Genomic DNA, 23,694 nt, shown 5'->3' with positions numbered 1-23,694 from the left:
GTGGGATGATCTACCCCATCCGCCTTTACGGGGACCCGGTGCTACGCAGAAAGGCCCGCCCGGTGCAGGACTTTTCCGGGCTGAAAAGGCTCGCCGAGGACATGCTGGAAACCATGTTTGAGGCCAGGGGGGTGGGGCTCGCCGCCCCCCAGATCGGGCTTTCCCAGAGGCTTTTCGTGGCCGTGGAGTACGCCGACGAGCCCGAAGGGGAGGAAAGGCCCCTCCGCGACCTGGTGCGCCGGGTGTTTGTGGTGGCGAACCCCGTCATCACCCACCGGGAGGGCCTTTTGGAGGGCACCGAGGGGTGCCTTTCCTTGCCCGGCCTCTACTCCGAGGAGGTGCCCCGGGCCGAGCGCATCCGGGTGAGCTACCAGGACGAGGAGGGCGCCCCGAGAACCCTGGAGCTCGAGGGCTACCTGGCCCGGGTCTTCCAGCACGAGATAGACCACCTGGACGGGATCCTCTTCTTTGAGCGCCTGCCCAAGCCCAAGCGGGAGGCCTTCCTGGAGGAGAACCGCGCCGAGCTCGCCCGCTTCCAGAAGGAGGCCCGGGCTTTCCTCAAGGAGCTTTCCCGGGGATGAGGGTGGCCTTCTTCGGCACGCCCTCCTGGGCGGTTCCGGTCCTGGAGGCCTTGAACCGCCGCCACCCGGTGGTCCTCGTGGTGACCCAGCCCGACAAGCCCCAAGGAAGGGGCCTGAAGCCCACCCCGAGCCCCGTGGCCCGCTACGCCGAGGTCCAGGGCCTTCCCGTGCTCAAGCCGGAGAGGCTTAAGGGCAACCGGGAGTTCCTGGAGGCCTTTAAGGAGGCGGCCCCGCAGGTGGCCGTCACCGCCGCCTACGGCAAGGTCCTGCCCAAGGAGGCCCTGGAGGTGCCCCCCTATGGTTTCCTCAACCTCCACCCCTCCCTCCTTCCCAAGTACCGGGGGCCCGCTCCCGTGCAGTGGGCCCTCATCCGCGGGGAGCGGGAGACGGGGGTTTCCATCATGAAGACGGAGGAGGGCTTGGACACCGGGCCGCTTTACGCCGTCTGGCGCACGGAGATCCTCCCCGAGGAGGACGCGGTGGCCCTCGCCGAGAGGCTCCGGGACAAGGGGATAGAACTCCTCCTAGAGGTGCTGGAGGGGCTTCCCCACCTCGTCCCCGTCCCCCAGGAAGGGGAGGCCAGCTACGCTCCCCTCCTCACCAAGGAGGAGGGAAGGGTGCGCTTCGGGGAAAGCGCCGAGGCCATCTTCAACCGCCACCGGGGGGTGCAGCCCTGGCCCGGGAGCTTCTTCTTCCACGGGGGCAAGAGGGTGAAGGTCTTGAGGATGCGCCCTGAGCCCGGAGAGGGGATCCCTGGGGTGGTGCAGGCGGTGGACCGGGAGGGGGTCCTGGTGGGCACGGGGGAGGGGCTCATCCGCCTCCTCGAGGTCCAGCCCGAGGGCAAGCGCCCCATGCCCGCCGCGGACTGGGCCCGGGGGCACGGGGTGGGGCCGGGGACCCGCCTGGAGTAGCCCCCGCATCCCGGCCAAGGTTACCGGGGCCCCCGCCGCGGCGGGGCACTTAGAACTCCTCGTCCCACTCCACGATGGTCTCCCTGGTGAGGGTGGTGGCGGGCCTTGCTTCCGTCCCCGTGGCGGTCACCTCGGCTCCCCGCTCCTTCAGGAGGCCGAACTGGGCGGCGATGCCCCTAAGCCCCGCCCCCGCCAGGGCCACCACCAGGAAGACGGTGAGGCCCCAGGCCAGGTAAGGCACGAGCCCCTGCCCGATGGACAGGTTGCTCAGGGCCGCGAGGAGGGGGAGGTTGCCGTAGTCGGCCATGAGGGAGCCAAAGTAGGAAAGCCCTTCCGCAAGGATCGGCAGAAAAAGGAAAAGAAAGGCCAGGCCCAGAAGGTTCCAGTAGACGTTGCGCCCGCCAAAGGTGAGGCGGATGAGGTAGAGGGGAAAGAAGGCCAAGGCCGCGGCCAGGAGGAAAAAGACCGCCCGGGGGATGCCTGCCGTCTGGACCAGGGCCAGTTTGAGGTCCAGCCAGGGGTTGGCCCGGGGGCCCTGGCTGAAGCGCTGGCGGAGTTCCTCCAGGGCCTCGTAGAGGGTCAGGGCGTCCAGGGTGCGCAACCCCGTGGCCGTGGAGAGGTGGGCAAGCCCCCGGGATATCCTTTCCGTCAGGGCAGGGTCCACATGGGAAAAGACGGGCTCTACCCCGGCGAGGAACCGCAAAAAGGCCCGTTTCAGGTGGTACCGTCCCCGGTTGGCGTTCCCCTGGCCCAGAGCGGCCACCGCCAGACCCACCTCGTTTTGCACCTCTTGAAGCGCCTCCAGTAGCTCAAAGTTGTACTGGTATCCCAGGGCGTGGGCCAGGATCCTTACCGCCTGGGCGGTGGCGGGGTCCATCCAAGGGGGAACGTAAAAGGTTTCTACGGAGGCTTCTCCCGGCCCAGGGCTGGCCGGGGAGGCCACGGGGGGCTTTGGGATGGGGGTGGCAGGGGGGGGAGGCGGGGAGGGGGAGGGGCGGCTTGGGGCGGGGGCGGCGGTGGCGGGGGGCATGGTTTCCCCCTGCCCCGCCAGGGCCTTTCGCCAGGCGGCCACCTTCTTCTGCAACTCCTGGACTTCGTCCCGGAAGGCCTCTCCCCCCGAGACCTTGGCCAGGGCCTGGACAAAGTCCTGGGCCCTTAGGGTGCTCTCCGGGCTGTCCTGGACCACCAGGTAGCGGGCGTAGCCCCGGGCCAGGGCCAGGTAGGCCTGGGGGCGCGAGGTGGCGGAGAGGGCCTGGCTGAGGTCTTGGGCGAGGAGCTGAAGGAAGCGCCCCTCGAGGCGCCGCCTGGTTTCCTCAGGAGGAAGCCCCGCCACCTCCTGCACCACCTCTTGGCCGAGCCCCGTGGCCCGAACCAGGCGGGCGAGGTAGGCGGCCTTTTCCGGGGGAGGGGCCTGGAAGTAGCCGTCATAGAGCCCTTTGGCCAAGAGATGGCGGACCAGGATGAAGCGGGCCTCGAGGTCCGCCGCGCTTTTGCGAAGCACCGCCTGGCGGGCCTCCTGGAGATTGCTTAGCGCCGCGTCGCGGAGAACCGGGGGCAGGCCTTCCGCCTCCTGGCGCAGAAGGCCTTGGGCCTGGTCCAAGGCCGCCAGGGCCTGGGTGGGGTTGTCCAGGCGCACCTGGGCCAGCGCCCGCTCCAGGCGGTCGTACACCTGGGGTAGGGGTGCGGCCAGGGCTAAGCCGAAAAGCGCCGCCAGGAAAAGCCACCTCTTCATCCTTCCACCTCCGTCGCGTTCGCAAGCCGCCTGAGCCCGTGCAGGAGGCGGCCCACGTTGGTCTCCTTGCGCGCAGCGACCCCCACATACCCCTGGCCTAGGGCGCGCAGGGCCACCAGGCCTTCCCCGAGGACCGCATAGAAGGTGCGGTACCCCTGCCGCCTCAGGAGGAGGTGGACTGGGTCCAAGGAGACGGGCTCCCCCGCGAAGAGTTCCTCCCTGCCGCTTTCCCCGGCCACCACCACCCCGACCACCCCCTCGAGGCGGGCCAGGCGCTGGGCCAGGTGGGCCCGGGAGGCGGGGTCCTCGAGGTCCACGGCCTCCAAAAGGGTGGCCTCCCCTTCCTCTTCCTCCTCGGCCTCCGGCTCGGGGGGAGCCAGGGCCTTGAGCCCCCGCACCCAGGCCTTGAGCTCCGGGGGCATCTCCTGGAAGGGCAGAAGCCGCTTGAGCTCGGGCCAGACCACTTCCTCGGCGAGCCTGGCCCACTCCCCGGGGTGGGCGGGTCTACCTTGGGCCAGGGCCTTGTGCAAAAGGTTTTCCGCGGCCCGATGGGAAACGTACTGGCTTAGGACTTGCAAAAGGCTTTCTTCCATGGCCGAGGGGCTTGCCAATCCGCCCCTCAGAGTGTACCATAACCTCTGCCCGAGGGTTCGGGCGCTTTCGCTGGGGTGTCGTCTAACGGCAGGACAGCGGACTCTGGATCCGCCGGTCGTGGTTCGAGTCCACGCACCCCAGCCAACCTTTGGCCCCATCGACTAGCGGTTAGGTCACCGCCCTTTCAAGGCGGCGGCGGGGGTTCGAGTCCCCCTGGGGTCACCAAAGCTCTCCGAGCCGCGCGCGGCCCCATCGTCTAGAGGCCTAGGACACGGCCCTCTCAAGGCCGAGACGGGGGTTCGAATCCCCCTGGGGTCACCAAGGCGCCTCGGAGGGCCTTCCTTATCTTGACAGGGCCTTTTCCCCCCCGCAAACTGGGAAGCGCTGTATACCCCCACGTAGGTATGTGGGGGTGTAGGGTGGTGCTTAGGGAGGTGTCCATGGAGTTCACCCTTACGGGGCTTGCGGGAAGCGGCGCTCAAGAGGAGCGGTACGACGTGGTCATCGTCGGCGGGGGGCCCGCCGGGCTTACCGCCGGCATCTACGCGGGCCGGGGCGGCCTCAAGACGGTCATCGTGGAAAAGGGCCTCCCTGGGGGGCAGATCGCCCAGACGGAGGAGGTGGAGAACTACCCCGGCTTCCCCGAGGGCATCTCCGGGCCTGAGCTCGCGGGCCGCATGGTCCAGCAGGCGGAGAAGTTCGGGGCCCGCATCGTCATGGACGAGGTCTTGGGGATCGAAAAGACGGAAGAGGGCTTCCTGGTGCGGGGGTTTGAGCGGAGCTACCCCGCCCGGGCCGTCATCATCGCCACCGGGGCCAACCCCAGGAGGCTCGGGGTACCGGGGGAAGACCGCTTCTACGGGAGGGGCGTTTCCACCTGCGCCACCTGCGACGCCTTCTTCTACCGGGACAAGGAGGTGGTGGTGGTGGGCGGAGGGGACGCCGCCGTGGAGGAGGGGCTTTACCTCACCAAGTTCGCCCGCAAGGTGACCCTCGTCCACCGCCGGGACGAGCTTCGGGCCAACAAGGTGGCCCAGAACCGCGCCTTCCAGAACCCCAGGATGCGCTTCCTCCTCTCCCACGTGGTCACCGAGGTCCTGGGAGAGGACCAGGTGACGGGGGTGCGCCTTAGGAACCTGAAGACCGGGGAGGAGTACGTCTACCCCACGGACGGGGTCTTCGTCTTCATCGGCCACGAGCCCAACACCGCCTTCCTCCAAGGGGTGGTGGAGCTCAGGCCCGACGGCTACGTGGCGGTGCGGGACGAGGTCTTCACCTCGGTCCCCGGCATCTTCGCCGCCGGGGACGTGGCCGACCCCGTCTACCGCCAGCTCGCCACCAGCGTGGGGGCGGGCACCCGGGCGGCCATGATGGCCGAGAGGTACCTGGCGGAGGAGGCCGAGCGGGTGCGGGGCTGAGGCGTGCTGCTGAGGGTCCTCCTCGGGCTTGCCCTTGGGGGCTTAGGCCTCGCCAAGCTCCTCTACCTTCCCCTGGAAGACCGCCCCCCGAACCTCGCCCCGTGTCCCCTTGCCCGGGGGGTGGGGTTGGTAGAATAGACGGGTTATGACGCCGGAGGCCCTGGAGCTAAGGCGCCTCGAGGCCCTGGTCCGCGCTTTCCGCCTCCTCGCTCCCCTCACCCGGCGGGAGGAGGTCTTCCGGAAGGTGGTGAAGGTGGCCAAGGAGAGCACCCGGGCGGCCTCGGTCCTCTTCTTCCGCTACCGGCCGGAGGAGGACGCTCTGGAGCTGGTGGCGGCGGTGGGGCCTGCCGCGGACCGGGTGGGCTTCCGCTTAAAGCGGGGCCAGGGCTTCCCCTGGCGGGTCCTGGAATCGCGGAAGGCGCTTTTCCTCCCCGATCCGGATCCGGAGGCAGCCCTTCTCCCGGGCTTGGAGAGCCCCAGGGCCTATCTGGGTGTGCCCCTGATGAGCCCAGAGGGAAAGCCCCTGGGGGTGCTCTCCCTGGGCGCCCCCCAGGAGGAACAGGAGGTTTTCCCCGAGGAGCGCCCCTGTGTTGAGGTCCTGGCGGAGGCGGCGGGGATGGTCCTCTCCCGCCTCGAGGCCCTGGAGGAGGCGAGGCGGGAGGCGGAGCGCCATAAGACCCTCCTGGAGCTTTTCCTTGCCTTGGAATCCTCCCGAAATCCCAAGGTCATGGCCCGGAAAGCCCTGGAAGCCCTCCTCCGCCTCACCCCCTACCACGGGGGGGCCCTTTACCTCTTCCAGGAGGGAGCGCTGCGCCCGGCGGTGATGGCGGGCCGCTACCCGAAGGACTTTCCCCGGCTCTACGAGGCCCATCCCATCCGCTTCGGCCAGGAGCTCCTGGGCCACCCCGGCCTCTGGGAGGGGCCGGTGTACGTGGAGGACTACGCCCGCTTTCCCGGGGCCTTGAAGCCCTTCGCCGAGCAGGGTCTGCGCTCCGTTCTCCTCGCTCCCTTGAAGCCCGATGGAAGGCGCTACGGGGTCCTGGCCTTGGGCTCCTTCGGGGAGCGGGTGCCCTACCGCAAGGAGGACGAGGCCCTCCTCCTGGCGGTGGCGAAGAGGCTGGAAGAGGCCCTGGAGCGCCTCTTCCAGCTCCGTGCCCTCCGCCTCGCCCGGGAGGCCGCCCTTAAGGCCCTCTCCCGGGTCCTGGAGTACCGGGACCTGGAGACCCAAGGGCACACCGAGCGGGTGGCGGAGCTCGCCGTGCGCCTGGGGCGGGAGCTGGGCTTTCCCGACCTCGAGGGCCTGCGCCTTGGGGCCTACTTCCACGACCTGGGGAAGCTCGCTCTCCCCGACGAGGTGCTGAAGAAGCCCACCGCCCTCACCGCCCTGGAGTGGCGCATGGTGAAGACCCACCCCGAGGTGGGGCTGGAGATCCTGAAAAGCCTCCCCTTCCTTCCCCAGACGGCCCTGAACGTGGTCCTCTACCACCACGAGCGCTTTGATGGCTCCGGCTACCCCAAGGGGCTCAAGGGGGAGGAGATCCCCCTCGAGGCCCGCATCTTCGCCGTGGTGGACGTGTGGGACGCCCTGCTCTCCGAGCGCCCCTACAAGCCCGCCTGGCCCCGGGAGCGGGCCAAGGAAGAGCTTCGGGCCCAGGCGGGAAAGACCCTGGACCCGAAGGTGGTGGAGGCCTTCCTCCGCCTGGTCTAGGGGCTACTCCACCGTGACGCTCTTGGCCAGGTTCCGGGGCTGGTCCACGTCCCGGCCCAGGAGGACCGCCACCTCGTAGGCCAGAAGCTGGAGGGGCACCACGCTCACGATGGGGGCGAGGAGGGGGTGGACCTCGGGGACGTAGATCACGTCCTGGGCGAGCTTCCGGATCCCCTCGTCCCCTTGGGTGGCGACGGCGATGACCTTCCCCCCCCGGGCCCGCACCTCCTGGATGTTGGAGAGGGTCTTCTCGTAGAGGGGGCCCTGGGTGGCCAGGACCACCACGGGGAGGTGCTCGTCGATGAGGGCGATGGGCCCGTGCTTCATCTCCCCGGCGGGGTAGGCCTCGGCGTGGATGTAGCTGATCTCCTTGAGCTTCAGGGCCCCCTCGTAGGCGGTGGGGGTCTGGACGTGCCGGCCCAGGAAGAGGAAGTCCTGGGCCTGGTGGTACTTCTCGGCGATGTGGGCTATGAGGGGCCTTTGCTCCAGGGCCTCCTCCACCAGGCGGGGGAGCTTGCGCATCTCGCGAACCAGCTTCCGGGCTTCCTCCTTGTCCAGGGTGCCCCGGGCCCGGCCGAAGCGCACGGCGAGGAGGGCCATGGCCGCGAGCATGGCGGTGTAGGCCTTGGTGGAGGCCACCCCGATCTCCGGCCCGGCGTGGATGTAGAGGACCTCCTCCACCTCCCGGGTGAGGGTGCTCCCCTTGGCGTTGATGACCCCTAGGGAGCGGGCCCCCTTGCGCTTGGCCTCCCTCAGGCCCTCCAGGGTGTCTATGGTCTCTCCGGACTGGCTGATGGCGAGGGCCAGGGTCTTTCCGTCCACTAGGGGATCGCGGTAGCGGTACTCGCTCGCCACGTCCCACTCGGTGGGGATGCGGGCCAGGGCCTCCAGGAGGTACTTCCCGTACCACCCGGCGTAGCCCGCCGTGCCGCAGGCGATCACCTGGACCCGGTCCACCTCCCTGGGGTCTAAGGCGAGGCCGAGCTCCACGTCCCCTTCTTCCTCCCTTAGGCGCCCCCCCAGGGTGTTCTCCAGGACCCAGGGCTGCTCGTAGATCTCCTTGAGCATGTAGTGGGGGAAGCCCCCCTTCTCGGCGGCCTCGAGGGTCCAGTCCACCTCCACCACCTCCCTCTGGACCGGCCTGCCCTCCAGGTCCGTGATCTCCACCCCTTCCCGGGTGATGCGGGCCACGTCCCCGTCGTGGAGGAAGATCACCTTCCGGGTGTAGGGGAGGAGGGCGGGCACGTCCGAGGCCAGGAAGTTCTCCCCCTCGCCGAGGCCGATGACCAGGGGGCTCACGGTGCGGGCGGCCACGATCTCCTCGTGGTCCTCGTGCACCACCACCGCGGCGTAGGCCCCTCGCACCTCCCCTAGCGCCTCTCGCACGGCCTGGAAGAGGTCCCCCCGGTACCTCTCCTCCACCAGGTGGGCTAAGACCTCGCTGTCCGTCTCCGAGGCGAAGCGGTGCCCCCGGCCCCTTAGGGCCTCCTTGAGCTCCAGGTAGTTCTCAAAGATGCCGTTGTGGATGAGGGCGATCTTCCCGTCCTCCGTGGCGTGGGGGTGGGCGTTGGGGTCCGTGGGGGCCCCGTGGGTGGCCCAGCGGGTGTGGCCGATGCCCAAGGGGCCCTCCAGGCCCGCCCCCTTGAGGGCCGCCTCGAGGGCGGAAAGCTTCCCCGAGCGCTTCACCACCTTAAGCCCCTCCGGGGTCCGCACCGCCACCCCGGCGGAGTCGTACCCCCGGTACTCCAGCCGCTTCAGGCCGTCCAGGAGGACGTCCGTGGCGTTCCGAAAGCCGACATAGCCCACGATTCCGCACATACTTTTCCCCAAACCAGGCCCCTAGGCGGGCCCAAGGACCACTTCCGGCGCCCTGCCCCTCGGTTGTCCGCTAGGGCTTTCCCTCGGGGCTTTGCTCAGGCGGGCGGGGCGGGCACACCCCGGGCGGCATCCGCGGATTCCTCGATCTTTCCCGGCCTTGGCCGGTTATCCCCTGGCTGGGGTCCGCCACCTCGTGAGGCCAGAAGGCCCCCTGCGCTTCCCGCCTTCCTGAACCCCGTTTTTCCCTCTTCCTCCCACCTCCCCGCCGGAGTATAGCAAACCTAAAGGCGGGAGGGCTTGACACCTGGGGCATGGGGCTTCTATGATAGCCCCGGATGTAAGGGGAAAGCCAGCCCCAAAAGCCTGGGCTGGGCCCCGCATCCCGGGAAGCTGGGTGGGAGAGGAAACGCGGAAACTCGCCCGCACCCTCTTCCCGGCGTACCCTGAAGGGGGTGTGAAGGAGTATGAAGAAAAGGCTCGTGACGCTACTGGCAGGGCTTCTGACCGTGCTCTCCATGGGCTTCGGTCTGGCCCAGTTCTCCGACGTGCCCGCCGGGCACTGGGCCAAGGAGGCCGTGGAGGCCATGGTGGCCAAGGGCATCATTTCGGGCTTCCCGGACGGCACCTTCCGGGGCAACCAGAACCTCACCCGCTACCAGGCCGCCCTCATCATCTACCGCCTCCTGCAGCAGATTGAGGAGGAGCTAAAGGCCAAGGGCACCTCCCCCACCATGGAGGCCATGTCCTCCGAGGACCTCGAGGCCCTGAAGAACGCCGTGCAGGAGCTCGCCGCCGAGCTCGCCGCCCTGGGCGTTCGGGTCTCCGCCCTGGAGGACAGCGCCGCCACCAAGGACGACATCGCCCGCCTCGAGGCCATGATCGCCGAGCTCAAGGGCATGCCCATGCCCGAGCCCGGCATGGACCAGGCCGCCCTCCAGGACCTCATGGACCGGGTGGAGGCCGCCTCCATCGCCGCCGACACCGCCCTTGCCCAGGCCCAGCAGCTGGCCGAGCAGCTGGACGCCCTGGCCCAGGACGTGGAGGGCGTGAAGGGCGACGTGGCCGCCCTCTCCACCCAGGTGGAGGCCAACGCCCAGGCCATCCAGGCCCTGAACGAGCTCGCCGTCCTCCTCAACCAGGACGTCCTCTCCCTCCAGGACCGGGTGACCGCCCTGGAGAAGATGGTCTCCGGTGGCCAGGAGATGCCCGACCTGGGCGAGTTCGCCACCAAGGAGGACGTGGCCGCCGTCCAGGAGTTCGCCGCCGCCCTCCGCTCCGACCTCGTCTCCCTCTCCGAGAGGGTCTCCAAGCTGGAGGGGACCGTGGCCACCCTGCAGCGCAATGCCCTCACCATCAGCGGCAGCCTGACGCTGACCTACACTGCCAAGGACGCTGCCGGCTTCGCTGCTTATGACATTGACCGCGTCATCGGAGGCACCTTCCTCTCCAGCGGCGACGCCGACAGCGACGGCAACGTCGTGGAGCACGCCGACCCTGTGACCCCCGCTTCCGGCTCCACCGCCGCTACCCTGAACCTTAAGTTCCAGACCGGTACCTTTGACGCCAAGTCCTCCGGCGAGGCCAACAGCTACCCTGGCCTGGTGCAGTTTAGTCTGACCGGTTCCTGGACAAATCCTGGCGCTGGCGCTTCCGTTGGCGCCAACCTAGTGGTGGACAAGGTCTCCACCACTCTCGCCGTGGCCAAGGACCAGGCCCTCTCCTTCACCTTCGGCCAGTCGGTGAAAACCAAGTTCACCGAGTACGTGATGGACAACGAGGGCAAGAGCCTCGGCCATGGCTTCGTGGCCACCCTGAAGGGCCTGCCCCTGGGGGCTACCCTCACCGCCGCCTACGGGGAGGTGGATCCCGCTACTCCCAACTGGGACTACTTCAAGGCCCTCCGCCTGGCCATCGCCCCCAGCAAGGCCTTCTCCATCGGCCTCTCCTACGCCCAGCACGACGTGACCTTCGCCGAGGTGGCGGGCGTGGACGGGAGCCTGGCCCTTGGGCCCGTGAAGCTCTCCGGGGAGTACTTCCGCTTCGGCACCAACATCTTCTCCGGTTACCGCGAGGGCGTCTACATCCGGGCCGAGCTTGGGCCGGTGAAGGCCAACTACCGCGGCCTGGCCCCCGGCGCCAACAACCCGGCTGGCCTCAGCAACGACAACGACAACCCCTTCCGGGACGCCCAGCGGGGCTTCACCGTGGAGACGAGCCTGCCCCTCATGGGCCTGAACCTGGGCCTCCTCTACAACGCCCAGATGGACACCGCCTTCGGCACGCCCAGCGCCAGCGCCTTCCAGGCCAACCTGGGCCTTCCCCTGCCTGCAGGGTTTGGCTTGAAGCTTAACGTCACCTCCGCCAGCCGGAACGACTTCAACCCGTTCGCGAATCCTCAGAATAGCGTCCCAGGTCCTAAGGCTTCATACGATAGCGAGGCCACCGTTACCCTCAGCCACGACGGGTCTGCCCAGAACGCTCTCATCCGGGGGCTGAACCTCACCCTGGGCTACACCAACCGCACCTTGCTGGGCGGGGCCAACGATGGCTTGGCCTTCTACGGCGACTTCGGCGGCCTCGCCGTAGGCCCCCTCAGCGTGGACAAGGTGATCTTCCGCTACAGCGACTCCGACCTCCAGGACTCCAGCGCCGGCCAGACCCGGAAGTTCGGCGCCCGGGGCGGTATCAGCCTGGCGGGCCTGCCGCTTGGCCCTGCCCTCACCGGGGAGTTCGCCACCCGGTTGAGCGACGGCGGCCTCTCCGAGACCAAGTACGGCTTTGGGCTGAGGTTCGGCCAGTTCCTCTGGGACAAGAGCGTCCTAGAGGTCAAGGCGGCCCAGTACAGCGCCACGGGCCTTGTTATCACCGCCAACGCCGGTGACGATGACAAGGCCTTTGACGCTTCCGCCGACTACCTTTACACCACTACGTCTAAGTCTGGTGCTGGCGGCAACCTCTCCGGCGTCTACGTGACCTGGACCTACTGGGACCTCTCCTTCGCCTACGGCTTCTTCAGCAACCAGACCCTGGGGACCCTCTTCTCCGATATCTTGAACCGCACCACCACCGGGGACTACGGCCGCGCCTTCCGCATCGACTACACCGTCAAGTTCTAGGCGCTCTCGCCCTGCCCCCCCGCCCTTGGGGGCGGGGGGCTTTTTCACCCCAGTCAAGACCGGGCGGCGGGCCTATACTCTAGGGGATGACCTTCCGCTACCGGGGCCCCGCGCCCAAGGGGGACCAGCCCAAGGCCATCGCCGGGCTCGTGGAGGCCCTGAAGGACGGGGAGCGCTACGTCACCCTCCTCGGGGCCACGGGCACGGGGAAGACGGTGACCATGGCCAGGGTCATAGAGGCCCTGGGGCGGCCCGCCCTGGTCCTCGCCCCCAACAAGATCCTGGCGGCCCAGCTCGCGGCGGAGTTTAGGGAGCTCTTCCCGGAAAACGCCGTGGAGTACTTCATCAGCTACTACGACTACTACCAGCCCGAGGCCTACGTGCCGGGGAAGGACCTCTACATAGAGAAGGACGCCTCCATCAACCCCGAGATTGAGCGCCTACGGCACTCCACCACCCGTAGCCTCCTCACCCGGCGGGACGTGATCGTGGTGGCCTCGGTCTCGGCCATCTACGGCCTCGGGGACCCGAGGGAGTACCGGGCGAGGAACCTGGTGGTGGAAAGGGGCAAGCCCTACCCCCGGGAAGCCCTTCTGGAGCGGCTTCTTGAGCTCGGCTACCAGCGGAACGACATAGACCTCGCCCCCGGGCGCTTCCGGGCGAGGGGGGAGGTGCTGGAGGTCTTCCCCGCCTATGAGACCGAGCCCATCCGGGTGGAGCTCTTTGGGGACGAGGTGGAGCGCATCCTTCAGGTTCACCCCATCACGGGGGAGAGGCTTAGGGAGCTTCCCGGCTTCGTCCTCTTCCCCGCCACCCACTACCTGAGCCCGGAGGGGCTTGAGGAGATCCTGAAGGAGATTGAGAAGGAGCTCTGGGAGAGGGTCCGCTACTTTGAGGAGCGGGGGGAGGTCCTCTACGCGGAGCGCCTCAAGGAGCGCACCCTCTACGACCTGGAGATGCTCAGGGTCATGGGCACCTGCCCCGGGGTGGAGAACTACGCCCGCTACTTCACGGGGAAGGCCCCGGGGGAGCCCCCCTACACCCTCCTGGACTACTTCCCCGAGGACTTCCTGGTCTTCCTGGACGAGTCCCACGTGACCGTGCCCCAGCTTCAGGGGATGTACCGGGGGGACTACGTGAGGAAGAAGACCCTGGTGGACTACGGCTTCCGCCTGCCTTCGGCCCTGGACAACCGGCCCCTTCGCTTTGAGGAGTTTCTGGAGAAGGTTTCCCAGGTGGTCTTCGTCTCCGCCACCCCGGGGCCCTTTGAGCTAGAGCGCTCGGGGCGGGTGGTGGAGCAGATCATCCGGCCCACGGGGCTCCTTGACCCCCTGGTTAGGGTCAAGCCCACGGAGAACCAGGTCCTGGACCTCATGGAGGGGATCAGGGAGCGGGCCAGCCGGGGGGAGCGCACCCTGGTCATGGTCCTCACGGTGCGCATGGCCGAGGAGCTCACGAGCTTCCTGGTGGAGCACGGGATACGGGCCCGCTACCTCCACCACGAGCTGGACGCCTTTGAGCGCCAGGCCCTCATCCGGGACCTCCGGCTTGGCCACTACGACTGCCTGGTGGGGATCAACCTCCTCAGGGAGGGCCTGGACATCCCCGAGGTCTCCCTGGTGGCCATCCTAGACGCCGACAAGGAGGGGTTCTTAAGGAGCGAAAGGAGCCTCATCCAGACCATCGGCCGGGCGGCGAGGAACGCCCGGGGCGAGGTCTGGCTCTACGCCGACCGGGTCTCCGAGGCCATGCGGAAGGCCATAGAGGAGACGAACCGGAGAAGGGCCCTCCAGGAGGCCTACAACCTTGAGCACGGCATCACCCCGGAAACGGTGCGGAAGGAGGTGCGGGCGGTGATCCGCCCCGAGGGCTACGAGGAAGCCCCCCTGCCGGAGCTTGCCGGGGAGGACCTGAAGGAGCGGATCGCCGAGCTGGAGCTCGCCATGTGGCAGGCGGCGGAGGCTTTGGACTTTGAAAGGGCGGCCCGGATCCGGGACGAGATAAGGGCCCTCGAGGCCCGCCTCCAGGGCCTGAAGGCCCCGGAGCCCGTGCCGGGAGGCCGGAAGAAGAGGCGGCGGCGCTAAGTACCCCACTGCGGCACAAGCCGCGGTGGGGGCCCCAGCCCGGGCACCCCATGTTGCAAAGCCAAGGTGCGGGCGCTTAGGCGAGGAGAAGCAGGGGGTGTTCCAGGTAGAGGGCCACCCGCTCCAGGAGCTTCCGGGCGAGGGGGGCCTCCAGCCCCGAGGCCGTGAGGAGGCCCTCCGGGGCGAGGAAGAGGCTGGGCCTGCCGGTGTGCACCTCCTCCTCTCCCGCGAAGCAGAGGAGGCCCTCCCCCTCCTCCCCCCCCGCCTCCCGGAAGAGGGCGAGGAAGGAGGCGGGGGGCCTGAGGCCCCTTACCCCCTCCCCCTCCACCCGCCCCACGAGGGCCCGCAAGGGGATTTCCAGCTCCGCAAGGGCCCGCTCCGCGGCCCGGAGGAGGAAGGGGAGGGGGGCCTTGGGCACCCCGTGGACCTGGGCGAAGAGGGCGAGGGCTTCCTCGAGGCCCCGAAGCTCCACCCGCCTCCGGTAGACCCGGAGGGCGGCGGGGGCGGGGATGGGCGCGGGGGCCGGGGCCACGCCCGGGGCGGGGGGCGGCGGGGGCGGAAAGGCCTGGACTTCCCCTTGAGGCTTCTCGGGGACCGGAGGAGGCTCCTCTTCCAGGGCTCGGAGAAGCTCTTCCTCGTCCTCCAGGAGGGGCTTCTTCGAGGGGGTTTTGGGGGCGAGGAGGTCCTCCTCCCAGGCCTCCAGGGAGCCCGGGGCCTCCTCGGCGAGGAGGAGGGCTTCCTCTTCCTCGAGGTCCAGGTCCAAGTCCAGCTCCTCCTCCGCCACCTCCTCCACTTGGAGGGGGGCTTCGGGGATGAGGTCGGCCAGGTCCACCCCTTCCTTCCCGAGGGCTTCCCGGGCTCGCCTGAGCTCCTCCTCCGGGGGCAGGGGCGGAGGGGTTTCCGGCATGGGGGGAAGGTCCACCTCCCCGGCCATCAGCTTGGCCAGAAAGGCCAGGACATCCCGCTCCACGATGGTGCCGTCGGGGCCCGTGCCTTGGAGCCTCCGCCAGTCTATGCCGTTTTCCTCGGCGAGGCGCCGGGCCAGGGGCGCGATCTTGGGTTCGGCCATCTCGCCCCTATGATAGCAGGGTGGAAGCCCGCTTCGCCTGCCTCCTAGAGGTCCCTTCGCTCAAAGACCAGGGCCCCTAGGAAAGCGAAGCCCAAGGTGTAGATGAGAAGGAGGGAAAGGCCGAGCCCCGCCGCCTCTGGCCTCAGGTGCAGGTCCAGGTAGGTGGTGAGGAGGAAGGGCGTGAAGGCGGGGAAGGCCACCAGAAGGCGCATGAGGAGGAGGGTGGCCACGGCGGCCAGGGCGCTCGCCGTGGTGGAGAGGAAGAGGGTGCCGTAGAGGAGGGCCAAGGAGGCGAGGGGCATGAGGACCGCCCCCGCCAGGAGGTGGGCCCGGAGGAGCTCCCATAGGGCCTCCTTGGGGGTGAGGAGGCCCGCGCCGGCAAACCCCCCCTCCCCGAGGCCCGTGCCCCCATAAAAGGCCTCGAGGCCGTGGGGCAGGCCCGCGAGCACCCCCCCGAGGAAGCTCGCCCCCAGGAGGACGAAGGGGTAGAGGAGGACGGCGAGAAGCTTGGCGAGGAGGAGTTGGGTCCGGGATAGGGGGCGAAGGAGGAGGCTCTTCAGGGTGCCCTGGGCTACCTCGCTTCCCAAGGACTCGCTTGCCGCCATCACCACCAGGAAGGGGAAGAGGAACTCCATGCCGGCCAGGAGGCTCAAGGCCACCACCTGCCACCCCGAGGCCAGGACCAGGCCGTAGACCTCCTTAAGCCCCGGGGCTAAGGCCCAGAGGAAGGGGAGGAGGAAGGCGGAAAGAAGGCCGAGCCCCACCGAGCGGAGGCGGAAGAGCTTGAAGACCTCAAAGAAGAAGAGCCTAAGCATGCTTTACCCTCTCCTGGTAGTAGCTCAGGAGGTCAAAGCGGTGGGGCACGAGGGCCTCCACCCGGTAGCCCTCTTGGAGAAGGGCTCTGAGAACCGCTTCCTTATCCCCCTCAAAGAGGATGGCCCCGCCCTGGAGCCTGGCCGAGGCCACCTGGGGAAGGGTTTTGAGGAGGGCGAGGGCCCCTTCCGGGGGGTGGGCCTCGAGGCGGTACGCCTCCCGCCCCGTGAGGACCACCTCGTCCAGAAGCCTTCCTCCGCCCAGGATACCCACCCTTTGGGCGTAGCGGGAAACCTCAGGGAGGTGGTGGGTGGAGAGGAGCACGGCCACCCCCTCCCGGGCGAGCTCCTGAAGGAGGCCGTGCACCAGCTCCACCCCCTCGGGGTCCAAGCCCGAGGTGGGCTCGTCCAGGACGAGGACCTTGGGGCGGTGCAGGATGGCCGCGGCGAGGCCTAGGCGCTGCCTCTGCCCCAGGGAGTAGCTTCCCACCTTCTGGTCGGCCACGGCCAAAAGCTTAAGCCGGGCCAGGACCTCGCCGATTTGGGCTTCCTCCTTTACCCCGGCGAGGTAGGCGTGGAGGCGCAGGTTCTCCCGCCCTGTGAGGTAGGGGTAAAAGGCGGCGGGAGCCTCCACCACCGCCCCCAGGTGCCTCCGGGCCGAGGGGGTTTTGTGCACGTCCTCCCCCAGGAGAAGGGCCCGCCCCTCCGTGGGGAAGGCGAGGCCCGTGGCCAGGCGGATGAGGGTGGTCTTGCCGCTCCCGTTGGGCCCCGCCAGGGCGTAGACCTCCCCCGGCTGCACGGAAAGGCTGACCCCGGAAAGGACGGGCTTCCGCCCATAGCGTTTGCCCAGGCCCTCTAGCCTTAAGGCTTCCATGGATGCTATACTACCCAAGCCCCCGGTCCAGCGCGGCGGTCCGGGCGTGAACCGGGTCAGGTCCGGAAGGAAGCAGCCCTAAGCGCTCCGGGTCGGGCGCCGCTGGGAAGCCGGGGGCGCTTTATCCACAGGGTTATCCACAGGCCCTTTCGCCTCCTCCCCGCGGGCCCTTGGTTAAAAAAGCGCCTTCTGAAGCGGGTTTACTCCCCGGGCTCCGGGGCCTTGGCCGTGCGTGCCACCCCCTTTTCCACAAGGGCCCGCACCTCTTCCGGGGTGTAGCCCGCCTCGAGGAGCACCTCCTCCGTGTGCTCCCCAAGAAGGGGCGGGGGAAGGCCTGGCCCCGCGGGGGTCCGGGAGAGGAAGCGAAGAGGGTTCGCCAGGGTAGGAAGGGCGCCCAAGAGGGGGTGGGGGAGGGTCCAGACCGCACCCCGGGCCTCCGCCTGGGGGTCCTGGAAGGCCTCCTTCAGGTCGTTCACCGGGGCGGCGGGGACGCCCGCCGCCTTAAGCCTCGCCAGCCAGTGGGCCCGGGGACGGGCCTTGAGCGCCTGGGAAAGGGCCTCCACCACCTCCTCCCGGTGGGCTACGCGCTCGGCGTTGGTGGGGAAGCGCTCCGCGAACTGAGGAAGGGCCACCACCTGGCAGAGCCTCTGGAACTGCTCGTCGTTCCCCACCGCCAGGACGAGCCATCCGTCCTCGGCGGGAAAGGCCCCGTAGGGGACGATCTGGGCGTGGGCGTTGCCGAGCCTCCTGGGGGGCTTTCCCGTGAGGAGGAAGCTTTCCCCCAGGTTCGCCAGGGCGAAAAGCCCCACGTCAAAGAGGGAGAGGTCTATGTGCTGGCCGAGGCCGCTTCGCTCGCGCTCTAGAAGGGCGGCGAGCACCGCCAAAGCCCCCATCATCCCCGTCATCACGTCAATCCAGGCCACCCCCACCTTCATGGGAGGGCCCTCCGGCTCCCCGGTCACGGACATGATGCCGGTGTAGCCCTGGAGGGCGGCGTCGTAGCCAGGCTCCTGGGCTCTCGGCCCGGTGTGGCCGAAGCCGGTGATGGAGAGGTAGACGAGGCGGGGGTTCAGGGACCTGAGGTCCTCGTAGGCCAGGCCGTAGCGCCTGAGGTCCCCCGTCTTGAAGTTCTCCACCAGAACATCCGCTTCTTGAGCGAGGCGGCGCACCGCCTCCTGGCCTTCGGGGCGCTTGAGGTCCAAGGCCACGCTCCGCTTCCCCCGGTTCACCGCGAGGAAGTAAGCGCTCTCCCCCTCCAAAAAGGGCGGCCCCCAGCCCCGGGTCTCGTCCCCCCAAGGGGGCTCCACCTTGACCACCTCCGCCCCCAGGTCGGCCAGGATCATGGTGCAAAGGGGCCCCGCCAGAACGCGGGAGAGGTCCAGGACCTTGAAGCCGGAAAGGGGCTTCATAGGGGCATCTTACGCCGGTATAGTGGGGGCGTGGGCCTCGCCTTCCGGCACGCCTTGGCGCTTGCGGTGCTCCTCTTCGTCCTCCTCCCCTTCCTCTGGATGGCCTACGCCGCCTTCATGCCCAAGGAGGCGGTGTACTCGGGGGAGCTCTTCTCCCGGGTGGGCCTGAGCCTGGAGAGCGTGCGCGCCCTGGGAAAGGAAGGCTTTTGGGGGAGGCTCCTCTTTTCCCTGGTCCTCTCCTCGGGGGTGGCCTTCCTCCAGCTCTTCACCGCCCTCCTCGCCGCTTACGCCCTCAGGGCGGGGCTTGGCCTCCTCCCCTTTTACCTGGTGCTCATGGCCATCCCGGCCGAGCTTCTTTTGGTCCCTCTTTACGGCATCTTGAAGAGCCTGGCTCTTCTGGAGACCCCCTGGGCCCTGGTCCTGCCCTTCGCCGCGAGCCCCTTTGTCCTCTACCTGGTCTACCAGGCCATGCGGGGGGTGCCCGAGGAGCTTTTGGAGGCGGCCCGGCTGGACGGGGCGGGGCACCGGGTGCTCCTCTTCCGCATCCTCTTTCCCCTGGTGCGCCCCACCCTGGTGGCGGCCGGGGTGCTGGCCTTCGCCGCCCACTGGAACCTGGTGCTCTACCCCCGGGTGGTGGTCTCGGACCCCCGCTTCTGGACCCTCCAGACCTGGCTCACGGACCTGCAGCGCAAGTACCCCACGGACTGGGGCCTCCTCTCGGCGGCGGCCCTCCTCAGCGTTCTCCCCATCGCCCTCCTCTACCTCCTCTTTGAGAGGCGGGTGGTGGCCACCTTTGAGGAGGGGCTGAAGGGGTAGCTCTACTGAAGGCGTAGGCAAAGGAGGTGAGGGCGGTGCGTCTTTGGGCGCTGGCGCTCGCCTTGGCCCTTTCCGGATGCCTCCCCATGGCCATGCTAAAGCCCCCGGAGCCGGTGCGGGGTACAGAGCTCGCCCTGGGGGGACGCTGATGGCGAACCCCTTCGGGGGGCAGTAGCCCGTCCTCGCCCTTCCCTACCTGGCCTTCGCCCAGGGGGACGGGAGGTCGGAGAGGGACTTCTCCGTCCAGTAGGGCCTGCGGCTTGGGGCCAAGCTGGGCCTGGCCCCGGGGCTTGCCCTGGACGGGGGGCTCACCCTCCCCCCCGCCTTCGTGGAGGGCGCGGACTGGAGCCGGGGGGTGCCCCTGGTCCTGGATGGGGGAGTCATCCTGGGGGAAGGGGGGGCCTACCTTTCTCCCAGGCTCCACCTGGTGGGCGTCCCGGGCTCGGGGTGGGGGCTCGCTTACCAGGTTTCCGCGGGCCTTTACGGGCGGGAGTGGGCGGCGGAGCTCGGGGTGCTGGGCGGCTTTGGCGGGGGGCTCGTCTTCAGCCTTTCCGCCGCCTGGCGCTTTGGAACCTCTCCTTTAGCGCCCTAAGCCTCTCCCGCACCCTTTCCTCCCACCCCTCCCCCAGGGCCTCAAAGAGGGTGAGGGCCTCCAGGCCCTCGGGCAGGTACGGCTGGGCGAAGCTTCCCTCCTTGTCCTCGTGGTAGTAGGCGTACCCCTCCCCGTGGCCCAGGGCGCGGGCGAGGCCGGTGGGGGCGTTTCTGAGGTTCGGGGGGACCTCGGCCTCGGGGTGGGCCCTGGCCGCCTCCTGGGCCTTTTCCCAGGCGGCGTAGAGGCTGTTGCTCTTCGGGGCCAGGGCCAGGTAGACCGCCGCCTCCACCAGGGCGAGCTCCCCTTCCGGGCTCCCCAGGGCCTCGTAGGCTTCCTTGGCGGCCACGGCGAGGCGGAGGGCCAGAGGGTCGGCGAGGCCCACGTCCTCCGATGCGATGCGGATAAGCCTGCGGGCCACGTAGCGGGGGTCGGCCCCGCCCCGGATGAGCCTCGCCAGGTAGTAGAGGGTGGCGTCCACGTGGCTTCCCCGGATGGACTTGTGGAGGGCGGAGACCAGGTCGTAGAAGCGATCCCCCTCCCGGTCCATGCCGAAGCGCTCCGCCCCCAAAGCCTCCCGCACGCTCTTTAGGTCCACCCGGCCGAAGCTTGCGGCGAGCTCCAGGGTGTTCAGGGCGAAGCGGGCGTCCCCCCCGGCCGCCCTCGCGAGGAGCCTTAGGGCCTCCTCCTCGTAAGGGGTGCCGGGAAGGCCCCTGGGGTCTTCCAGGGCCCGCTTGAGGAGGGCGAGGAGGTCGGTTTCCCCCAGGGGCCTCAAGGGGAAGAAGCGGAGGCGGGAGCGAAGGGCGGGGATGAGGGCGAAGGCGGGGTTTTCCGCCGTGGCCCCGATGAGGGTGAAAAGGCCCGACTCCAGGTGGGGGAGGAGGGCGTCCTGCTGGGCCTTGTTAAAGCGGTGGATCTCGTCCAGGAAGAGGACGAGGCCCCCTGATTCCTGGGCCCTTTCCACCGCTTGCCGCACCTCCTTGAGCCCCGCCGCCACCGCGGAGAGGTGGAGGAAGGGCCTCCCCACCCCTTGGGCCAGGAGGCGGGCCAGGGTGGTTTTGCCCGTGCCCGGGGGGCCGAAGAGGACCAAGGAGGAGAGCCGCCCCGCCTCCAGCATCCGCCTTAGGAGCCCTTTGGGGCCGGTGAGGTGGGGCTGGCCCAGGACCTCGTCCAGGCTTTGGGGCCTGAGGCGCTCGGCCAGGGGCTCCACTTCTTCCATGGTAAAGGGCTTGTGGTAGGCTTGGAGGGGATGCGGGCCCTCTTCCTCTTGCCGTGGGGGTTCTTTCTCCTTGGCCTTCTTCCCCTAGCCGTGGTGGACCCCGTGGGAGAGGTGGGGCGGAGCCTGGGCCTCCTCGTGGCCGCCCTTCTCTTGGCGGCGGTGGGAAGCCTGTACTCCCGCTTTCCCGTGGCCTTCCCGGTACAGCTGGCCCTGGTGCTGGGGCTGGGGCTTCTGGCCTTTCAGCTCGCCTTGGAGGGCGCCCTGCTCCTTACGGGGCTGGAGGCGCCCTGGACCGTCGCCCTGGGTGGGGTCCTGGGGGCCTTGGCCTTCGGGGCCGCCTTCTTCCTGGGCACGGGGCGGGAAGCTCCCCTTCTCCCCCCCCTGCCCGGGGTGGGGAGCCTCGAGGACCTCCGGCGTATGGCGGGGGCCCTGGAGGGGCTCGCCTTGAGGCGGCCCTTGGTCCTCGTCTACCTGGCCACGGAGGCCCCGCCCGAGCGGCTAGAGGTGGAGCTCAGGCGGGGGAACCTGGCCTTCCGGCTTCAGGGGGGGTACCTCCTGGTTCTCCAGGGAGGCCGCCCTGAGGACGCCCTGGGCCTCCTCAAGCGGCTTAGGGCCCGGTTTCCCCTCTCGGCCTACGCCGTGGAGCGCTGGCGGGGGGGGAGCCTGGAGCGGGTGCTCGCCCGCCTCGAGGCCGAGGCGCTCTTGCAGTCCTAAGCACCCCACCGCGGCAAAAGCCGCGGTGGGGGCCCCAGCCCCAGCTCGGGCACCCCATGTTGCAAAGCCAAGGTGCGGGCACTTAGGACTGGTGTAGCCTTCCTAGCCCTACACCGCTTCCGGGTGTACGGGAAGCCCCCTTGCCTAGGCCTTTCCCTCCTTCCCGTGGCCTACCCTTAGCCTTAGGAGGTCTACCATGGAGCAGGCCAAGGAAATCAGCCAGGCGTGGCAGGAGGCCCTGGAAACCTACGGGGAGCGGGAAGAGGAGTAGCCTCAAAGGGGCACCGGGGGCGGCCCTTCGCTCCCGGTTTGCCCTTTGGGGGGCCCAAGGAGCGCTCCCGGAGCCCCGCAGGTGCTTCCATTCCCCTTCGCCACGGGAAGGCCCTTAGGATAAGAGCATGCGGGTAGCCACCTTCTCCCTGGTGGCCCGGGGTCCCGAGACCGGGGACCTGGGCGTGGCCGTGGCCAGCAAGTTCCTGGCGGTGGGGGCGGTGGTGCCCTTCGCCGACTACCTCAAGGGGAGGTACGGATGGAGCTAGGGGCGGGGGGCGTGGTCTTTAACGCCAAGGGGGAGGTCCTCCTTCTCCGCGACCGCATGGGCTTCTGGGTCTTCCCCAAGGGCCACCCGGAGCCGGGGGAAAGCTTGGAGGCGGCGGCGGTGCGGGAGGTCTGGGAGGAGACGGGGGTCCGGGCGGAGGTCCTCCTTCCCATCTACCCCACCCGCTACGTGAACCCCAAGGGGGTGGAGCGGGAGGTCTACTGGTTTCTCATGCGGGGGGAGGGGGCGCCGAGGCTGGAGCGGGGCATGACCGGGGCGGGGTGGTTCGCCCTCGAGGAGGCCCGCGCCCTCCTCGCCTTCCCCGAGGACTTGGGGCTTTTGGAGGTGGCCCTTGAGCGTCTACCGCTTTGAGGAGAAGGTTCCCAGGGTCCACCCCACGGCCTTCCTCGCCCCCGGGGCCTACGTGGTGGGGGCGGTGGAGGTGGGGGAAGGGGCCTCCATCTGGTTCGGCGCCGTGGTCCGGGGGGACCTGGAAAGGGTGGTGGTGGGCCCAGGGAGCAACGTCCAGGACGGGGCCGTCCTCCACGCCGACCCCGGCTTCCCCTGCCTCCTTGGGCCCGGGGTCACCGTGGGCCACCGGGCGGTGGTCCACGGGGCGGTGGTGGAGGAAGGGGCCTTGATCGGCATGGGGGCGGTGGTGCTGAACGGGGCCCGCATCGGGAAGGGGGCCGTGGTGGGGGCGGGGGCGGTGGTGCCGCCGGGGATGGAGGTGCCCGAGGGGAGGCTCGCCCTCGGGGTCCCGGCCCGGGTGGTGCGCCCCGTGGACCCCCCGGAAAACGCCCCCCGCTACCGGGCCCTGGCCGAGCGCTACCGGAAGGCCCTCTTCCCCGTGGAGGCCCCGAAGCGCTACCGCCTCACCCTGAGGGGCCAGGACGCCCTGAACCCCTTTAGCGAGGTGCACCTCCGGCTGAAGCGCGCGGGGAAGGAGGCCTTGGAGGCCCTGAGGCGGGCCGCCCAGGGCTTTCCCCTGGGGCCGGAGGAGGCCTTGCCCCTTCTTCATGAGGGGCTTATCGCCCCGGAGTGAGCCCGGGGCCACAGAGCGGAGGGCGAGAAAGGGGCATCATGGAGCGCAAGATGGTAGAGCTTGAGGAAACGGGCTTGACCTTCGCGACCGAGCTGGACCTGGAGCGCCTCCAGGCCCTTTCCGCCGAGTGGCTCCAGGTCATCGGGGAAGACCCGGGCCGGGAGGGCCTCCTGAAGACCCCGGAGCGGGTGGCCAAGGCCTGGGCCTTCCTCACCCGGGGCTACCGCCAGCGCCTCGAGGACATCGTGAACGGGGCCGTCTTCCAGGCCGAGGGGAGCGAGATGGTGGTGGTGAAGGGGATTGAGTTCTACTCCATGTGCGAGCACCACATGCTCCCCTTCTTCGGCCAGGTCCACATCGGCTACATCCCCAAGGACCGCATCCTGGGGCTTTCCAAGTTCGCCCGCATCGTGGACATGTTCGCCCGGAGGCTCCAGGTGCAGGAGCGCCTCGCGGTCCAGATCGCCGAGGCCATCCAGGAGGTGCTGGAGCCCTTGGGGGTGGGGGTGGTGGTGGAGGGGGTCCACCTCTGCATGATGATGCGCGGGGTGGAGAAGCAGCACTCCCGCACTACCACCAGCGCCATGCTGGGGGTCTTCCGGGAGAGCCAGAAGACGCGGGAGGAGTTCTTAAGCCACCTGCGCTAA

The 23,694-nt window shown here is 69.1% G+C and carries 21 protein-coding genes, 3 tRNA genes, 1 other RNA gene and 1 pseudogene; 18 read left to right on the top strand and 8 right to left on the bottom strand.

Going from position 1 to position 23,694, the window contains the following annotated elements:
* Window positions 1-5 precede the first annotated feature (5 nt).
* Window positions 6-581, top strand: coding sequence for a peptide deformylase (gene def / locus ABJK26_RS04840; RefSeq protein ID WP_347241122.1), 576 nt, complete (start codon window positions 6-8; stop codon window positions 579-581).
* Entirely contained in the window at window positions 578-1,492 is a 915-nt protein-coding gene (fmt, locus tag ABJK26_RS04835) for a methionyl-tRNA formyltransferase (protein WP_347241121.1), read from the top strand. The genes def and fmt overlap by 4 nt, the downstream gene beginning before the upstream one ends.
* A 49-nt stretch (window positions 1,493-1,541) precedes the next feature.
* Here the strand turns inward: fmt and ABJK26_RS04830 are convergent, their stop codons facing one another.
* Together ABJK26_RS04830 and ABJK26_RS04825 are read right to left on the bottom strand one after the other, a co-directional pair.
* Window positions 1,542-3,224: a hypothetical protein gene (locus ABJK26_RS04830; RefSeq protein WP_347241120.1), complete on the bottom strand. Its 1,683-nt coding sequence runs from the start codon at window positions 3,222-3,224 to the stop codon at window positions 1,542-1,544.
* Entirely contained in the window at window positions 3,221-3,817 is a 597-nt protein-coding gene (locus ABJK26_RS04825) for a hypothetical protein (protein ID WP_347241118.1), read from the bottom strand. Before ABJK26_RS04825 ends, ABJK26_RS04830 begins: the two co-directional genes overlap by 4 nt.
* A gap of 71 nt (window positions 3,818-3,888) precedes the next feature.
* Here ABJK26_RS04825 and ABJK26_RS04820 point away from each other — a divergent pair.
* The 6 genes from ABJK26_RS04820 to ABJK26_RS04795 all read left to right on the top strand — a co-directional run bounded on the left by ABJK26_RS04820 (window position 3,889) and on the right by ABJK26_RS04795 (window position 6,944).
* A tRNA-Gln gene (locus ABJK26_RS04820) sits at window positions 3,889-3,962 on the top strand.
* A 6-nt stretch (window positions 3,963-3,968) separates the two neighbouring features.
* Window positions 3,969-4,043, top strand: a tRNA-Glu gene (locus ABJK26_RS04815).
* A gap of 20 nt (window positions 4,044-4,063) precedes the next feature.
* A tRNA-Glu gene (locus ABJK26_RS04810) sits at window positions 4,064-4,139 on the top strand.
* A 119-nt stretch (window positions 4,140-4,258) separates the two neighbouring features.
* Window positions 4,259-5,236, top strand: coding sequence for a thioredoxin-disulfide reductase (trxB, locus tag ABJK26_RS04805; RefSeq protein WP_347241146.1), 978 nt, complete (start codon window positions 4,259-4,261; stop codon window positions 5,234-5,236).
* A 3-nt stretch (window positions 5,237-5,239) separates the two neighbouring features.
* Window positions 5,240-5,374, top strand: a complete 135-nt coding sequence (locus ABJK26_RS04800) for a hypothetical protein (RefSeq protein ID WP_347241117.1) — start codon at window positions 5,240-5,242, stop codon at window positions 5,372-5,374.
* A 7-nt stretch (window positions 5,375-5,381) separates the two neighbouring features.
* The gene (locus ABJK26_RS04795) at window positions 5,382-6,944 is read left to right on the top strand and encodes an HD domain-containing phosphohydrolase (protein WP_347241116.1); all 1,563 of its coding nucleotides are present in this window, start codon (window positions 5,382-5,384) and stop codon (window positions 6,942-6,944) included.
* Between the two features lie 3 nt (window positions 6,945-6,947).
* On the opposite strand, the gene glmS is transcribed toward ABJK26_RS04795, so the two are convergent.
* Complete coding sequence (gene glmS, locus ABJK26_RS04790) at window positions 6,948-8,762, bottom strand: glutamine--fructose-6-phosphate transaminase (isomerizing) (RefSeq protein ID WP_347241114.1); 1,815 nt, start codon at window positions 8,760-8,762, stop codon at window positions 6,948-6,950.
* Window positions 8,763-9,226: 464 nt separating this feature from the next.
* Here glmS and ABJK26_RS04785 point away from each other — a divergent pair, with 464 nt between their 5' ends.
* Both ABJK26_RS04785 and uvrB read left to right on the top strand, forming a co-directional pair.
* Window positions 9,227-11,878 (top strand): S-layer homology domain-containing protein, encoded by a 2,652-nt coding sequence (locus ABJK26_RS04785; protein WP_347241113.1) that lies wholly within the window; start codon window positions 9,227-9,229, stop codon window positions 11,876-11,878.
* A gap of 86 nt (window positions 11,879-11,964) precedes the next feature.
* Entirely contained in the window at window positions 11,965-13,962 is a 1,998-nt protein-coding gene (uvrB, locus tag ABJK26_RS04780; RefSeq protein ID WP_347241112.1) for an excinuclease ABC subunit UvrB, read from the top strand.
* 76 nt (window positions 13,963-14,038) lie between these two features.
* Here uvrB and ABJK26_RS04775 read toward each other — a convergent pair whose 3' ends face one another.
* From ABJK26_RS04775 to ABJK26_RS04765, 3 genes are read right to left on the bottom strand one after another with little or no spacing between them, the layout of a single operon-like run.
* Complete coding sequence (locus tag ABJK26_RS04775) at window positions 14,039-15,031, bottom strand: E3 binding domain-containing protein (protein ID WP_347241111.1); 993 nt, start codon at window positions 15,029-15,031, stop codon at window positions 14,039-14,041.
* A gap of 44 nt (window positions 15,032-15,075) precedes the next feature.
* The gene (locus ABJK26_RS04770; RefSeq protein WP_347241109.1) at window positions 15,076-15,846 is read right to left on the bottom strand and encodes an ABC transporter permease; all 771 of its coding nucleotides are present in this window, start codon (window positions 15,844-15,846) and stop codon (window positions 15,076-15,078) included.
* Complete coding sequence (locus tag ABJK26_RS04765; RefSeq protein WP_347241108.1) at window positions 15,839-16,717, bottom strand: ABC transporter ATP-binding protein; 879 nt, start codon at window positions 16,715-16,717, stop codon at window positions 15,839-15,841. Before ABJK26_RS04765 ends, ABJK26_RS04770 begins: the two co-directional genes overlap by 8 nt.
* A gap of 19 nt (window positions 16,718-16,736) precedes the next feature.
* Between ABJK26_RS04765 and ffs the strand changes: the two genes are divergently transcribed.
* Window positions 16,737-16,831: signal recognition particle sRNA small type (ffs, locus tag ABJK26_RS04760), an RNA gene on the top strand.
* Between the two features lie 86 nt (window positions 16,832-16,917).
* Here ffs and ABJK26_RS04755 read toward each other — a convergent pair.
* Entirely contained in the window at window positions 16,918-18,126 is a 1,209-nt protein-coding gene (locus tag ABJK26_RS04755; RefSeq protein ID WP_347241106.1) for a CoA transferase, read from the bottom strand.
* Window positions 18,127-18,156: 30 nt separating this feature from the next.
* Between ABJK26_RS04755 and ABJK26_RS04750 the strand changes: the two genes are divergently transcribed.
* Together ABJK26_RS04750 and ABJK26_RS04745 are read left to right on the top strand one after the other, a co-directional pair.
* Complete coding sequence (locus tag ABJK26_RS04750) at window positions 18,157-18,942, top strand: carbohydrate ABC transporter permease (RefSeq protein WP_347241105.1); 786 nt, start codon at window positions 18,157-18,159, stop codon at window positions 18,940-18,942.
* 328 nt (window positions 18,943-19,270) lie between these two features.
* Window positions 19,271-19,534 carry a hypothetical protein gene (locus tag ABJK26_RS04745; RefSeq protein ID WP_347241104.1) on the top strand — a complete coding sequence of 88 codons (264 nt, stop codon included), beginning with the start codon at window positions 19,271-19,273 and terminating at the stop codon, window positions 19,532-19,534.
* Here ABJK26_RS04745 and ABJK26_RS04740 read toward each other — a convergent pair.
* The gene (locus ABJK26_RS04740) at window positions 19,485-20,750 is read right to left on the bottom strand and encodes a replication-associated recombination protein A (protein WP_347241102.1); all 1,266 of its coding nucleotides are present in this window, start codon (window positions 20,748-20,750) and stop codon (window positions 19,485-19,487) included. The genes ABJK26_RS04745 and ABJK26_RS04740 overlap by 50 nt on opposite strands.
* Window positions 20,751-20,780: 30 nt before the next feature.
* Between ABJK26_RS04740 and ABJK26_RS04735 the strand changes: the two genes are divergently transcribed.
* The 5 genes and pseudogenes from ABJK26_RS04735 (at window position 20,781) to folE (ending at window position 23,694) form a co-directional block, all read left to right on the top strand.
* Complete coding sequence (locus tag ABJK26_RS04735) at window positions 20,781-21,464, top strand: hypothetical protein (protein WP_347241101.1); 684 nt, start codon at window positions 20,781-20,783, stop codon at window positions 21,462-21,464.
* A gap of 398 nt (window positions 21,465-21,862) precedes the next feature.
* Window positions 21,863-21,970: pseudogene (locus tag ABJK26_RS04730) on the top strand (DUF1028 domain-containing protein); the annotation flags it as partial.
* Between the two features lie 23 nt (window positions 21,971-21,993).
* The gene (locus tag ABJK26_RS04725; protein ID WP_347241100.1) at window positions 21,994-22,374 is read left to right on the top strand and encodes an NUDIX hydrolase; all 381 of its coding nucleotides are present in this window, start codon (window positions 21,994-21,996) and stop codon (window positions 22,372-22,374) included.
* Complete coding sequence (locus ABJK26_RS04720; protein ID WP_347241099.1) at window positions 22,355-23,047, top strand: gamma carbonic anhydrase family protein; 693 nt, start codon at window positions 22,355-22,357, stop codon at window positions 23,045-23,047. The genes ABJK26_RS04725 and ABJK26_RS04720 overlap by 20 nt, the downstream gene beginning before the upstream one ends.
* Window positions 23,048-23,085: 38 nt before the next feature.
* The gene (gene folE, locus ABJK26_RS04715; RefSeq protein WP_347241098.1) at window positions 23,086-23,694 is read left to right on the top strand and encodes a GTP cyclohydrolase I FolE; all 609 of its coding nucleotides are present in this window, start codon (window positions 23,086-23,088) and stop codon (window positions 23,692-23,694) included.

Source organism: Thermus sp. (genome assembly GCF_039793865.1).
In the GTDB taxonomy this organism is placed as follows: domain Bacteria; phylum Deinococcota; class Deinococci; order Deinococcales; family Thermaceae; genus Thermus.
This window is presented reverse-complemented; position numbering and strand designations above follow the sequence as displayed.